Raw genomic sequence first — 13,442 nt, 5'->3', positions numbered from 1 at the left:
CGCGGGGTTTGGGCTCTGCCCATTATCCTTCTAGAACTCAAAGCAACCACTTTTTTTAAATAACCACTTAGATTTATGGATTCTTTTTAATGTTACAAGTCACTGTTACTTCGCATTATTTATATATTGCAAATTTATCATTATAGGAGTAATATATATTTAGAAACCGGTTACTAAAGGAAGGTCAAAATGGACAAAAATAAGAAAGTTGTAATAGATGATGTAGCAAAGATGGCAGGGGTATCTAAGGCGACGATATCAAGGTATCTAAATGGAAAGTTTGAATATATGTCTCAAAGCACCAAAGAGAGAATAGGCGATGCTATTGAAAAGTTGAATTATAGACCCAACAATATAGCTAGAAGTTTGAAGTCAAATAAAAGTAAGCTAATTGGCGTAGTTATAGCTGACTTAACCAATCCTTTTTCTTCAATTATAATTAAGGGAATTGGTGATGAGTGCAAAACAAGAGGCTATAATATGGTTATTGTTAATTCAGATAACGATGAAACAGAGGAACAAGAGTATATCAAATCTTTATTAGATCAGAGAGTAGAAGGACTTATAGTTAATAGTACAGGCTATAATGAGAAACTATTACTTGAGATTAAAAGCAAAGGCATTCCTATAGTAATGGTTGACCGAACTTTATGTGAAGAAAAAATTGATTCTGTTACTAGCAACAATTACGACAGTACAACTGAAACAATAAACTATTTAATTGATGTTGGTTTTAATAGCTTATGTTTTTTTACCGAAAAAGAAAAGAATGTTAGGCCGAGAAAAGAAAGAGAGAGAGCTTTTTTAGATGTTTGCGGCAAAAGGCTTGATAAATCTAGCTTCAGCGTATGCAGTGTGGATTATAGCAAGGGTGGAAATTTGGACGTCAATTTATGCAAGTTTTTAAATAACTACACTGGAAAGAAAGCAATATTTGCAGTGAATGGTGTTATATTGTTAGATACTCTTGCGGCAGCAAATAAGTTAAATGTAAGTATACCAAAGGATTTGGGTATTTGCGGGTACGATAATTGGGGGTGGGCATCACTTATACCACCGGGAATTACAACTATTTCGCAGCCATCTTATGAAATGGGCTTTGAAGCAGCGAAATTGCTTTTAGATAGAATTGAGAATGAAGTTTCACAGAAGGTAATACATAAACAGCTTAATTCTAAACTAGAAATAAGAGGATCAACTATAACAAATGTATAGATAAACAAGCTGAAATATTTAAATTACCAATACCAAATTTATCCTTACAAACTGGAAGTTGACTCAGTTCACAATTCACAATGCACAGTTCACAATGAATGATGATTTTTCTCAGCTATGCTTCGAAAAATCTAGAAATTTAATGTGCGCAAAGCGCTTAAAATATAGTGTTCAGCTCAGCTGACACTATTAAGTTCTAAGATTTACCTGAGAGTAACGAAAGGTAAATTTACCTTCATTGTGCATTGTGAACTGTGAATTGTGCATTGAGCTAAATTCCAGTTTATCAGGATAAATTTGGAGATTGCAATTTTAAAGTTTCAAGTTGTCTATCTATAGTGGGATTACCTCAAAATTTAAAATGCACAGAGCATAGGTTTATCAACATTTATTGTGAACTGACTAAGTATGGTTTACGGATTTTAGAAACCGATTTACAAAAATAATACATTTTAATTTTGAAAGGAAGAATAAAAATGAAGAAGAATGAAGTTCAAGAAAAAATGAAAGGCAGCGTTGTAGCTGTTATTAGATGCGCAGATTTTGATTTGGCTGAAAAAATTTCAAAAAGATTAATTGATGATGGAATAAAGGCGATTGAAGTTACTTATTCAGTTAAAGATGCTGGAAAGTTAATTAAAAATCTTAAAGAGCAGTTTCCAGACAGCTTAATTGGGGCAGGAACGGTTTTAAGTTTAGAAGAAGCAAAAGAAGCGGTAGGATATGGAGCAGATTTTATAGTTTCACCATGTATAGTTGAAGAAGTGTGTGCCTTTTGTGTAAAGAATGATGTATGCTGTTCACAAGGTGTAGCAACTCCTACAGAAGCATACAAAGCGTATAAGATGGGAGCAGATATCATAAAATTATTTCCAGGAAGTGCTTTTGGACCTTCATATATAAAAGAGTTAAAAGGACCTTTCCCCTTCATGAATTTCATGCCTACAGGTGGAGTAAGTGAAAAAAATATAAAAGAATGGTTTAACAATGGAGTAGTAGCAGTTGGGTTAGGTGGATATTTCACAAAGAATATAACAGAGGATAATTTATCAGATATAGATATAAGGGTTAAAAAAATATTTGATGCATTGAAATAGGCTGCGACTTAAAAGAATATCAATGGATTCTAAGGATTACTAGGTTATACAGTCTAAAATAAAATGTGGAAGGGCTTTAGTGAATGTAATGAAGAAAGAGCTAATAGTTATAAATACTTTGGTTTTTAAGAATTATTTTGACAAAGGGTTTACACAAGACAAGTTTTTTAGCTTTGTTTCTAATCTTGGAGTAAAAAATATTGAGATCAGAAGGGAATATATAAAGGATTTAAGTAAGGAACTGGACCTTTATAGAAAATTGGCTAAAGAAATGAAGCTTGATATTTTTTATAGTGTTCCTGATACCATGTTTAAGGATGGAAAATTAGATAAAGAAAATTTAGCTAAATATTTCCAAGAAGCAAAAATTATAAATTGCAAAAATATAAAGTTTAGCATAGGAGATTATAAGAATTTCCATTCAAATTTAAAAGAAGCTTTAGATCAGTTTTTAAATTATGGTATTAACTTAAATATAGAAAACGATCAAACTTATGAAAATGGAACATCGCGTAATATAATTGAGTTCTTAACGGATTGTAAGGCTCAAAGAATTAATATTGGTTATGTGTATGATGCTGGAAATTGGTGTTGGGTAAATGAAGATGAACTAGAAAACGCAAATTTGTTAAAAGAGTTTACAACATATGTACATTTAAAGGATGTTAAAAAAACATCTCAAGGAAATGTAACTCTTCCATTAGATAAGGGCAATATAGAATGGAGAAAGATATTAGATATATTGCCCAAGGACACTAATGTTGGTTTAGAATATCCTTGCGAAAGTGTTTCAGTTGTTGAAGAAGGTATTGAAAAATTGATTAAATATTAAGAATGGGGGAATGGTTTATGAGCGAAGTTATAACAATTGGAGAGCCATTAACGCTTTTTGCGGCAGAGGGCGAAGAAGATATAGATAAGGAAATAAAAGATGTAAATCATTTTAAAAAGTTTTTAGCAGGTGCTGAGGTCAATGTATGTGTTGGTGTATCAAGACTAGGCCATTCCGTTGAATACATAACAAAATTAGGAGAAGATCCATTTGGTATGTTTATTAAGGAAAGCCTAAGCAAAGAAAATATAGGAACAAAATATATAAGTTCTACAGATAAATTTTTTACTGGCTTTCAGCTTAAATCAAAGGTAAGTGATGGTGATCCTAAAATATTCTACTTCAGAAGAAATTCTGCTGCAGCAAATTTTAATATAGATGATCTTAAAAGCTTAGATTTAAGTGATGTTAGGCACATTCATTTAACAGGAATATTTCCAGCATTATCTGAAAGCAGTAGAAACGCTTCATACAAGTTAGTAGAGCTAGCAAAAGAAAACAACATAAGAATTACTTTTGATCCAAACTTAAGGATGCAGCTTTGGAGCAGTAAGGAAGAAATGATAAAAACTATAAATGATATAGCTTTTAAAAGTGATATAGTAATGCCTGGCATAAGTGAAGGATTAATATTAACTGGAAGCGATAAGCCAGAAGAAATTGCAGATTTTTATTTAAATAAGGGTGCTAAAATCGTAATAGTAAAGCTTGGAACAAAGGGAGCATTTGTTAAATCTAAAGAAGAAACACATACAGTTCCTGGCTTTAAGGTAGAAAAAGTAGTAGATACAGTTGGTGCTGGAGATGGATTTGCAGTTGGAGTTATAAGTGGAATATTAGAAGGATTAAGCATAAAGGATGCTGTTAGACGTGGAAATGCAATAGGAGCTATGGCAGTAATGTCACCTGGAGATAATGATGGTTATCCGACAAGAGAAAAACTTGAAAAATTTTTAGGCAGTGAGGCTTAAATGAAGATACAATTAGCTTTAGATAGAATAACTTTAGGGAAAGCTAAAAGCGTTGCTAAAAAAGCTGAAGATTATGTTGACATAATAGAAGTTGGCACATCTCTTATTAAAGACTACGGAAAAAAATCTGTAAGTTTTATTAAAGAAAATTTTAAGGATAAAACCATATTAGCAGATATAAAAACCTGTGATGAAGGTGAATATGAATTTAAGTCCGCATTTGAAGCGGGGGCCGATATTGCTACGGTTATGGGAAATTCTCCAATAGAAACTATAGAGATATGCTATAATGTTTCAAAAGAATATAACAAAGATGTTATGATAGACCTTATGGGAACAAGTGAAAGTAAGATAGCACAATTAAAGAAGTTTGATAATGCTATATTCTTTATTCATCTACCTAAGGATAATAAACATGGAAATTTAATTGATAATTTTAATAAAAATAGTGATTTATATAGAGGCATCAAAAGGATTGCACTAGGTGGAAGTGTTAAGGAAGATATTTTAAAAGATATATTACTTATCAATCCGGAAATTTTGGTTGTTGGTTCAGCTATAACAAAATCAAATGATATAGGTTTAGCAGCTTGTAGGTTTAAGAACAATATTATAGGCTAAAAAATCGGGAGATGAGATTGATGGAAGTGTTAAGCGAAATACTGAATGAAGTAAACAGTGTAGTGAAAAATGTTGATGAGAATGAATTAGATAACATTGTTAAGCTAATATCTAAAGATAAAAGAATATTTGTATATGGCGAAGGAAGATCAGGGCTTGTTGGAAAATGCTTTGCAATGAGGCTTATGCATTTAGGCTATACGGTGTATGTCGTTGGAGAAACAATTACACCATCTATTACCGAAAAAGATATGATATTTGCTATATCTGGTTCTGGAGAAACTTCTATGGTATTAAATTTATCAAAAAAATCTAGGGATCAAGGCGCATCCGTAATAGGAGTAAGCAGTAGAAAAGATTCATCGCTAATAAAAATTTCATCGAGCTTTTTGATAGTTCCTGGAGCCGTAAAATCAGATAAGAATGTAAGATCCATACAAATTTTAAGTTCATTATTTGATCAAAGCCTTCATATAGTTTTGGATGCGCTGTGTTTAAAGCTTAGTTATAAAGATAAACTTCATAATGAAGAAGCTATGAAAAATCATAGTAATTTAGAATAGATAAAGTTGAAATAAAAATAAATATGTGATAAACTATGTATAAAAATAAATTGAATTCTTACCTAGGGTAGAGGTGCTGTAATTATAAGTATTTGTTTTTAGCCGGCAGGCGTCTTAGAAACAAAGAAAGGAATATCAGCCGAAGAAGTCATTTTGGCGAAGATGGTTTCTGGTTTTATATAGAACATGTATAAAACTGTCACTAAAGTATAGTGGAGAGCTACAAGGTACACGTGCAAGGTTATTAAATGTTACGTTAATAACAGCAGCAAGGGTGTTCCTTTGCTGCTGTGTTTTTTGCTGATATTTTGTTTCCCACAGGTAAGAGGAAGGTAGGTATGTAAATGAAAATTCAAGGTGTGTTAATACCAGTTGTTACTCCTTTTGTAGATGGAGAAGTTGATTTGGAATCTTATGGCAAACTTATAAAACATTATACTTCAAAACAAATAGCAGGCATTATGCCTCTTGCAACTACAGGTGAAACTCCAACTCTTACAGATTATGAATATGAAGCTGTACTTAATAAGACAATTGAATGTAATGAGGGAAATGTTCCAGTATACGTTGGATTTGGTGGAAATAATACAAGCAAAATGACACAGAGTATTAAGATGTTTGAAAAGTATAATATAAAAGGTATATTATCTGTATGTCCATATTATAATAGACCGGATCAAAGAGGAATATATGAGCACTTTAAAGCTATATCTGAAGCTACTACCTTGGATATAATATTATACAATATACCATATAGAACTGGTAGAAATATTGAAAATGATACAGTTAGAAGACTTGCTGAATTTAAGAATATAGTTGGAATAAAAGATGCTTGCGGCGATTTTGGACAAACTACAGAGCTTTTATTGAACAGACCTTCTGATGAAAACTTTTCTATATTAACAGGAGAAGATGCTTTCTTCTATAGTACATTAATGCTTGGTGGAGATGGTGGAGTTATGGCATCTGCGCATGTAAATACAGAAAAATATATTGAAATATATAATAAAGTAATACAAAATGACCATCTTGGAGCATTTAAAATATGGAAAGATGTAGTTGGGTTAATACCAATGCTGTTTGAAGAGCCTAATCCAGCGCCAGTTAAGTATTGCCTTTATAAGCTTGGATTGATAAAATCCCACGAATTAAGATTACCTTTAGTATCAGTATCAGAAGAGCTAGCTAAAAAATTAGATAGCGCACTATAATTTAATAATGTTTATAAAAATAAGTAACATTTTATAAATAGTTATCCACATTTATGCTAAAATATATAGTATAAGTGTGGATATTTTTATGGAAAGCGAGAGTGATACATAATGAGCGAAAACAAAATAAAAAAGTTAACGCCTATGGCGGAATCTAAGTTTTTAAGTCTTTATGACATTGAATATAAAAATAAATTGGGAAATTTAAAGCATTGGACTGTGGCTTCTAGAAAAGATTTTGAAACGCTTAAAGAACAATATTTTGAAGGAAAGAAAGAAAAAGTTGATGCTGCAATAATTGTTGCATTTCATGTGGAGAGTAAAAAGTTAGTTTGCATAAAGCAGTTTAGGGTTCCTTTAAATGATTATGTTTATGAACTTCCAGCTGGACTTATAGATGGAAACGAAAGTTTTGATGCTGCAGCAGCGAGAGAACTTAAGGAAGAGACGGGACTTGAACTTATTGATATAAATCATGAAAAAACAAAGAGCAAGGTTTATGCATCAGCAGGTATGACGGATGAATCTGCAGCCATAGTTTTTTGCACTTGCAAAGGAACTTTATCAAAAGAATTTCTTGAGGATGATGAGGATATAGAAGTGATGCTTCTTTCACGGAATGAAGTTAAGGAACTATTAAAAAGAGATGTTAAGATGGATATGAGAGCATTTATAATGTTTCAAGCATTTGTGGGCATGGGAGAAGAATTATTTAAGTAAATGCAAAAGAAAGTGCTTATTTAAAACATAGCCTAAATAAAAATTATCCACACCTTCATTAAAATAATTGATTAAGGTGTGGATAATTTTTATGTTATTTAATAATTTACAACATAATTAGAACCAAAATTGTTGCCTCAATAATTTTGCTCATTAACTCCATATTTCATGAAAGCTGATAATTATAAATTATCGCTATTTCCACATCTGTTTTTGGCATATTGGCTTGCTGTCATACCAGTATACTTTTTAAAGAGCTTGCTAAAATAATAGGGATCATTAATGCCAACCAAATATCCAATTTCAGAATATTTTAAGGAAGTAGTGTATATTAAATCCATAGCTTGTTTTATCCTAATCAAATTAAGGTAATTAAAAATTGTATGACCTGTTGTCCTTTGAAATATCCTATTTACATAATCGTAATTTGATTCGCACAAATCTTCTATATCATGGCTGGTAATTTTGCAGTTGTACGCCTTCTCTAGATAATTGATGATCTTTCTTATTTTTAAAGCTGATTTTGAAAATTGTGGATGAGAATTTTCAAGTATTTCAGAAGCATATTGCCTGCAAATCTCCATCAGTAAGTCCGCAAATTTTAAAGAAGCTGATATTTTATAACCTTCTAGCTTTTGATAAAATATATAATCGTTTTCTGTAAGCTTTGAAAATAATTCACTAACGTTTTTGTAATGGTAGCACTTGGGAAGATAGTGTATAGAATCTGTAGAAGGCTTTTCGGAAAATACATTGCTAAGTAAAGAAAGCTTCCTTTTTATATAAATATCACTGCATATCTGTGTAAAGTCATCTTCTCCATATGAAGAAAGCCCATTGTGCTTAAAGTGTATATAATAATAGTGGCAGTTGCTTGCTTTAAAACCCGTATGCTCTATGTTTGGTTCAAGAAGTAATATATCGCCTCTTTTTAGTACATAATCACTGTTATTTTCCCTCATATAAAGTTCACCATTTTTTACAAAATACATGACATATTCGCTAATAGTTCTAGTAAAGTGCTTCCAAGGAGTAGAGTAGTTAACATGTCCAATAAGCCTTACCTTTGGCATCACCTCCATATCAATAGAAAATAGTTTTATTTTATCTTTATCATTCATAACAGCACCTTCATTTTTAAAAAGTTAAAAAAGTCGCTATAATACAAAAAACGTATTCTAAGTCTATTTTAAAGTAAGCGTAAATTAAATACAATATTATTGTAAATAAAAAAATACAATGTAAGCGTTTAAACGTAGGCTAATTGTTCTTAATAAATTGAGGGGGAATAGAAATGTTAAGAAAAAAAATTATATCTTTGACTTTAGTGGCTTCACTTATTTCTTCAATATTAGTTGGATGTGGTGGAAGTAATTCTACAAATAATAACACTAGTGGTGACAAAGTGACAATTACCTTTTGGCATACCTTTAGTGATACTGAAAAGGTAGTATTTAACAAGCAAGTTTTGCCGGAATTTGAGAAAGCACATCCTAATATTAAAGTTAAAGCTGTTACAATGCCTACAAATGGATTAAAACAGCAAGTGGTTCAGGCAGTAAATAGCAGCTCAGGACCTGATGTTATGAGAATGGATATAATATGGGTACCTGAATTTGCAAACATGGGTTCTCTTAAAGAACTAGGTGGTTTGGATGGATTTAAAGCTATAAAGGATAGTTCCTTTGAAGCTCCTATGAATACTACAAAGTGGAAAGAGAAGTATTATGGAGTTCCACAAGATACAAATACAAAAGTAGCTCTTTATAGTAAGTCTTTGTTGAAAGAAGCAGGACTTAATGAAGCTCCAAAAACTATGGATGATTTGATTTCAGCTGCTGAAAAGCTTAAAGGAAAGTATAAATCGGGATTACTTGGTATTGCTGGAACAGAAGCATGGGCAATGTCGCCTTGGTTTTTATCTTTAGGTGGTAAGTACTGTGATGATAAATATACAAAAGCTGATGGTTACATCAATAGTGCAGATAGTGTAGCTGCTCTTGAAAAAATAGTAAAGCTTAATGATGAAGGCGTTATTGGCAAGACTATGCTTGGAGGACAACCTGGTACTTGGGATGGCATAAAGAAAAGCCAGTATCTTATGATAGATGATGGACCTTGGTTCTACAGCATACTAAAGGATGAAGCAAAACAAAAAGCAGAAGCAGCCTTAATCCCTGAAGGAAAAGGTGGAAGCATATCTGTTATAGGCGGAGAAGATTTAGTAATGTTCCAAAACACTAAGCATGAAAAAGAATCATGGGAATTCATGAAGTTTATGTGTTCAAAGAAAGTTCAAGTAGAGCTTGAACAGAAAGCAAGCTTGATGCCAACAAATAAGGATGCAGCAAATGACCCTAAAGTTACCGCAGATCCAATTGAAAAGATTTATTTGGATCAAATGAAAACCGCTTGGGCAAGAATACCAAATCCAAAGTTTGAGGAAATGAATAATAAAATACAAAAAACATTTGAAGCAGCTATAAGACATAAAGGAACTCCAAAGGATTTGCTTGATCAATTAGCAAAAGACATGGATGCACTTTTTGCCCAATCTAAGTAACATGGGAGGTAATAATTATGCAGTCAATTGCTAGGAAGGAATATGGCTTAGAACCTAAGATTAAAAAGAAAGATGGCTTAAAAAAGGGACTTAAACAGTGGATAGCGGTGTCACCTTACATTTTAATTGGTATGGTACTTGTTACGGTTTTTGTTATCTATCCACAAATTAAAAATATATATATGAGTTTTACGGATTATAAAATTATGCCTGGAGCTAAAAGTCCATTTGTAGGTCTTGCAAATTATAAAATGGCGTTATTTGGTGCGGAGAGGGGAAACTTTTGGCTAGCATTTAGAAACGTAATATTATATGGAGTATTTACAATTCCAGCAGGCATGATTTTAGGTCTCATTATTGCAGTATTAATTGGAAATGTGAAAGCTGGTTCTGTTTTTTATAGGAGCATGATTTACCTTCCAGTATTAGTTGATTGGATTGTTGTTGCTATAATATTTATGTACATTTTTCAAGATGGTAAGGCAGGTTTAATAAACTATGTGCTTATGCAAATGCATATTATTAAAACCCCTATCTCGTGGTTTCAAAATACGTGGACTGCAAATGCAGTAATATGGATTTTTGGTATATGGAAAAATGTTGGATGGACTATGATGATATATCTGGCTGGACTTCAAGGGGTACCAAGAGATGTGTATGAAGCAGCTGTAATAGATGGTGCTAATGCATTTCAAAAGTTTTGGAAAATCACTGTTCCACTGCTTAAATCTACAACAGGCTTTATATTAATTAATCTCATAATAGGGTCGTTTAATGTTTTTCTTGCAGTATATATGCTCACTCAAGGAGGACCACTTGGAACTACAGATGTTCTGCAAAATTACATGTATAACCAGGCATTTCAATATTTTCATTTTGGATATGCTTCAGCTTTAAGTGTGATTACTGGTATATCAATAATTCTTTTAACTCTGTTTAGAAATAAATTCTTTAAATATGAAAGAAACTAGGGAAAGGAGCAGCATTTATGGTAAGAAGTAAAGTAGGTCAGGTTTTAACTCATTGTGCATTATGGGTATTTGTAATTATATCTATAATACCATTTCTATCAATGTTTACAACATCTTTATCAACGGATACTTTTTCAATGCCGTATCCACCAAGAATCTTGCCGCATTCATTTAACTTTAGCAACTATGCTACTGTGTGGAATGACAATAACTTTTTTAGATATTTTTTAAACAGTACATTTTTATCTATAACAACTACTATACTTGTTTTGTTCTTTTCATCCTTATCTGCATATGGTTTTGCTCGTTTTGATTTTCCAGGAAAAGAAATTATATTCAATATATATCTCTTTACTATGATGGTTCCTGGAATTTTAAATATAGTTGCTCAGTACAGTGTTATAAATAGTATGAATTTAGTAAATACGTATAGAGGACTTTTACTATTGTCAGTTGGCGGAGGAATAGCCGGAAATACATTTTTCTTAAGGGGATTTTTTGAAGATATCCCTAAGGATTTAGAGGAATCTGTAATTATAGACGGAGGAAGTAGATGGACAATTTATAGGAAAATAGTTCTTCCACTTTCAAAGCCGGCAATGGGAACTCTTGGAATAGGCGTATTTACTGGTACTTGGTGTGATTTCTTTGGAGTTTTAACCTTTATCAAAGATCCTAACAAATGGACATTACCTGTTGGATTGCAGCTTTTTAGAGGACAGCATGCGACTTCATGGGGACTAGTATTTGCTGGCGCTATGATAACAATAGTTCCTGAAATTCTTATATTTGCATTCACCCAGAAGTACATGGTTCAAACAGGAAATATGGATGGATCAATTAAAGGGTGATGGTTATGAGGAGAAAAGTAATCTTAATTGTAGTAGTATTGGTAGGTATTTTTATAGGATATTTTGCTTATAGATTTTTGAGCTTTAGACCTGACAAAGTAAGCGCAATAAAATATCAGGATAATCTTATATGTGATGTCTATACTGATAAAGCAAGGTACAATCCTAAAGATACAGTAAAAATATATATAAAGCTTAATAAAAACTTTAAAGGGGCTAGAAAAGGAACCTTAAGTATGTACTTTAAGTATTTAAGCAGCACTATAGATAGTAAAGAGATAAAATATTCACTCGATAAAAATGCAATTGTTCAAGTGAAATGGAATGCACCTAAGAATGATTTTAGAGGATACCAGATTGAGGTTTATGCATTTAATAATATAACCGTTTATGATAATAGGAACACTGCAGTTGATGTGTCGTCAAATTGGAGCAAGTTTCCAAGGTATGGGTATATAGCTGATTATCCAAATCAGAGTAAATCAGCTTCAGAAAATACAATAAATAGCTTGACTAAATATCATATAGATGGTCTGGAGTTTTATGATTGGCAGTATAAGCACAACAAGCCTCTTGCGGGGACGGTAGAGAAACCGGAGGATAAGTGGAGTGATATTGCAAACAGAGATACTTATGGTAAGACTATAAAGGACTATATTGATCTCGCCCATTCTAAAAATATGATGGCAGCGAATTATAATCTTATGTTTGGAGCTTATTCAGATTATGAAGCTGATGGAGTAAAAAAAGAGTGGGGACTTTACAAGGATGACAAGCATCAGGAACAGGATTTTCACCCTTTACCATCAAGTTGGGCTTCAAGCCAGCTATTCCTATTTAATCCTGCAAATAAAGGTTGGCAAAATTATATAATAGGCCGTGAAAAACAAGCTATGAGTGTATACAAATTTGATGTGTTTCATGTAGATACCTTAGGAGAAAGAGGGATACTGTTTGATTATAATGGCAAAACAGTTGAGTTAAGCGATGGATATAAAGATTTCTTAAATACAGCTAAAAAGGAGCTTAGTAAAGGAATATTATTTAATCCTGTAGGGGGCTACGGAGAAATTAGTGTTGCGCCAAGTGTGGATGTAGATTTCTTGTACAAGGAGGTATGGCCCAATCAGTGTCATTCCTATGCAGATTTAAAACAAGCCATTGATACAAGTAGAGATTTGTCAAAGAATAAAAAAAGCATAGTGCTGGCTGCATATATGAATTATAACTTAGGTAAGAGTGGAACTGAATTTAATGAACCAGGAGTAAGACTTACAGACGCTTCTATATTTGCTTCTGGAGGTGCACATATAGAACTTGGTGATACTGGAATGCTTTGCAATGAGTATTTTCCAAACAAAAACTTATCTATGACACCAGCTCTTAAGAAAGCAATGAGAAATTATTATGATTTTTCAGTGGCTTATGAGAATCTTTTGAGAGATGGCGTAGAGGATAGTGATAATGATATAGAAATACCCAATGTTAAGGTAAGTGACAGTGCGGATGCTAATAGTGTATGGGCATTTTCAAAGAAAAAGGTAGGGTACAATATTATTCATCTTATAAATAATGTAGGAAATGAATCCAACGAATGGGTAGATAACGATGGAGATGTAAAAAGTCCAACGATACAAAGTAACCTTAAATTGAAATACTATTTTAGTGGTAAACCTAAAAAAGTATGGCTTGCTTCACCAGATGCAAGAGATGGTAATATTGAAACTTTATCATACAAGGTAAAAAGTGATAAAAAGGGTCAATATTTGTTGATAAACGTACCCAAATTACAATACTGGGATATGATTTGTGTTGAAAAGTAAGGAG

At 32.3% G+C, this 13,442-nt stretch carries 13 protein-coding genes and 1 riboswitch; of the genes, 12 read left to right on the top strand and 1 reads right to left on the bottom strand.

Features of this window, described 5'->3' with window-relative positions:
* Positions 1-189 precede the first annotated feature (189 nt).
* From LQK79_RS07115 to LQK79_RS07080, 8 genes are all read left to right on the top strand, one after another.
* Positions 190-1,215 (top strand): LacI family DNA-binding transcriptional regulator, encoded by a 1,026-nt coding sequence (locus tag LQK79_RS07115; protein WP_053243167.1) that lies wholly within the window; start codon positions 190-192, stop codon positions 1,213-1,215.
* Between the two features lie 476 nt (positions 1,216-1,691).
* Complete coding sequence (locus LQK79_RS07110) at positions 1,692-2,312, top strand: bifunctional 4-hydroxy-2-oxoglutarate aldolase/2-dehydro-3-deoxy-phosphogluconate aldolase (protein ID WP_053241760.1); 621 nt, start codon at positions 1,692-1,694, stop codon at positions 2,310-2,312.
* 88 nt (positions 2,313-2,400) lie between these two features.
* Entirely contained in the window at positions 2,401-3,144 is a 744-nt protein-coding gene (locus LQK79_RS07105) for a sugar phosphate isomerase/epimerase family protein (RefSeq protein WP_053243294.1), read from the top strand.
* A gap of 17 nt (positions 3,145-3,161) precedes the next feature.
* Positions 3,162-4,115, top strand: coding sequence for a sugar kinase (locus LQK79_RS07100; protein ID WP_231016048.1), 954 nt, complete (start codon positions 3,162-3,164; stop codon positions 4,113-4,115).
* Complete coding sequence (locus LQK79_RS07095) at positions 4,116-4,736, top strand: orotidine 5'-phosphate decarboxylase / HUMPS family protein (RefSeq protein WP_053241759.1); 621 nt, start codon at positions 4,116-4,118, stop codon at positions 4,734-4,736.
* A 20-nt stretch (positions 4,737-4,756) separates the two neighbouring features.
* Positions 4,757-5,299: a 6-phospho-3-hexuloisomerase gene (gene hxlB / locus LQK79_RS07090; protein ID WP_053241758.1), complete on the top strand. Its 543-nt coding sequence runs from the start codon at positions 4,757-4,759 to the stop codon at positions 5,297-5,299.
* Between the two features lie 60 nt (positions 5,300-5,359).
* Positions 5,360-5,530, top strand: a riboswitch (Lysine riboswitch).
* Between the two features lie 113 nt (positions 5,531-5,643).
* Complete coding sequence (gene dapA, locus LQK79_RS07085) at positions 5,644-6,510, top strand: 4-hydroxy-tetrahydrodipicolinate synthase (RefSeq protein WP_053241757.1); 867 nt, start codon at positions 5,644-5,646, stop codon at positions 6,508-6,510.
* 111 nt (positions 6,511-6,621) lie between these two features.
* Complete coding sequence (locus LQK79_RS07080) at positions 6,622-7,230, top strand: NUDIX hydrolase (RefSeq protein ID WP_231016047.1); 609 nt, start codon at positions 6,622-6,624, stop codon at positions 7,228-7,230.
* A 182-nt stretch (positions 7,231-7,412) separates the two neighbouring features.
* Here LQK79_RS07080 and LQK79_RS07075 read toward each other — a convergent pair whose 3' ends face one another.
* Positions 7,413-8,351, bottom strand: coding sequence for an AraC family transcriptional regulator (locus LQK79_RS07075; protein ID WP_231016046.1), 939 nt, complete (start codon positions 8,349-8,351; stop codon positions 7,413-7,415).
* 173 nt (positions 8,352-8,524) lie between these two features.
* Between LQK79_RS07075 and LQK79_RS07070 the strand changes: the two genes are divergently transcribed.
* From LQK79_RS07070 to LQK79_RS07055, 4 genes are read left to right on the top strand one after another with little or no spacing between them, the layout of a single operon-like run.
* Positions 8,525-9,793, top strand: coding sequence for an extracellular solute-binding protein (locus LQK79_RS07070; RefSeq protein WP_053241756.1), 1,269 nt, complete (start codon positions 8,525-8,527; stop codon positions 9,791-9,793).
* A 17-nt stretch (positions 9,794-9,810) separates the two neighbouring features.
* Positions 9,811-10,764: a carbohydrate ABC transporter permease gene (locus tag LQK79_RS07065; RefSeq protein WP_084756908.1), complete on the top strand. Its 954-nt coding sequence runs from the start codon at positions 9,811-9,813 to the stop codon at positions 10,762-10,764.
* Positions 10,765-10,781: 17 nt separating this feature from the next.
* Complete coding sequence (locus LQK79_RS07060; protein WP_053241755.1) at positions 10,782-11,615, top strand: carbohydrate ABC transporter permease; 834 nt, start codon at positions 10,782-10,784, stop codon at positions 11,613-11,615.
* 5 nt (positions 11,616-11,620) lie between these two features.
* Complete coding sequence (locus LQK79_RS07055) at positions 11,621-13,438, top strand: glycoside hydrolase family 66 protein (protein WP_231016045.1); 1,818 nt, start codon at positions 11,621-11,623, stop codon at positions 13,436-13,438.
* Positions 13,439-13,442: the final 4 nt, after the last annotated feature.

It is taken from the genome of Clostridium guangxiense (assembly GCF_021043395.1).
Lineage (GTDB): Bacteria > Bacillota > Clostridia > Clostridiales > Clostridiaceae > Clostridium_S > Clostridium_S guangxiense.
The sequence above is the reverse complement of the archived record's forward strand: the minus strand, read 5'-3'. Positions and strand labels throughout refer to the sequence as shown.

Excerpts from the sequence above, each read along its gene's own strand:
- LQK79_RS07115 (WP_053243167.1), top strand. The coding sequence starts at position 190 with ATGGACAAAAATAAGAAAGTTGTAATAGATGATGTAGCAAAGATGGCA.
- LQK79_RS07110 (WP_053241760.1), top strand. The coding sequence starts at position 1,692 with ATGAAGAAGAATGAAGTTCAAGAAAAAATGAAAGGCAGCGTTGTAGCT.
- LQK79_RS07105 (WP_053243294.1), top strand. The coding sequence starts at position 2,401 with ATGAAGAAAGAGCTAATAGTTATAAATACTTTGGTTTTTAAGAATTAT.
- LQK79_RS07100 (WP_231016048.1), top strand. The coding sequence starts at position 3,162 with ATGAGCGAAGTTATAACAATTGGAGAGCCATTAACGCTTTTTGCGGCA.
- LQK79_RS07095 (WP_053241759.1), top strand. The coding sequence starts at position 4,116 with ATGAAGATACAATTAGCTTTAGATAGAATAACTTTAGGGAAAGCTAAA.
- hxlB (WP_053241758.1), top strand. The coding sequence starts at position 4,757 with ATGGAAGTGTTAAGCGAAATACTGAATGAAGTAAACAGTGTAGTGAAA.
- dapA (WP_053241757.1), top strand. The coding sequence starts at position 5,644 with ATGAAAATTCAAGGTGTGTTAATACCAGTTGTTACTCCTTTTGTAGAT.
- LQK79_RS07080 (WP_231016047.1), top strand. The coding sequence starts at position 6,622 with ATGAGCGAAAACAAAATAAAAAAGTTAACGCCTATGGCGGAATCTAAG.
- LQK79_RS07075 (WP_231016046.1), bottom strand. The coding sequence starts at position 8,351 with ATGAATGATAAAGATAAAATAAAACTATTTTCTATTGATATGGAGGTG.
- LQK79_RS07070 (WP_053241756.1), top strand. The coding sequence starts at position 8,525 with ATGTTAAGAAAAAAAATTATATCTTTGACTTTAGTGGCTTCACTTATT.
- LQK79_RS07065 (WP_084756908.1), top strand. The coding sequence starts at position 9,811 with ATGCAGTCAATTGCTAGGAAGGAATATGGCTTAGAACCTAAGATTAAA.
- LQK79_RS07060 (WP_053241755.1), top strand. The coding sequence starts at position 10,782 with ATGGTAAGAAGTAAAGTAGGTCAGGTTTTAACTCATTGTGCATTATGG.
- LQK79_RS07055 (WP_231016045.1), top strand. The coding sequence starts at position 11,621 with ATGAGGAGAAAAGTAATCTTAATTGTAGTAGTATTGGTAGGTATTTTT.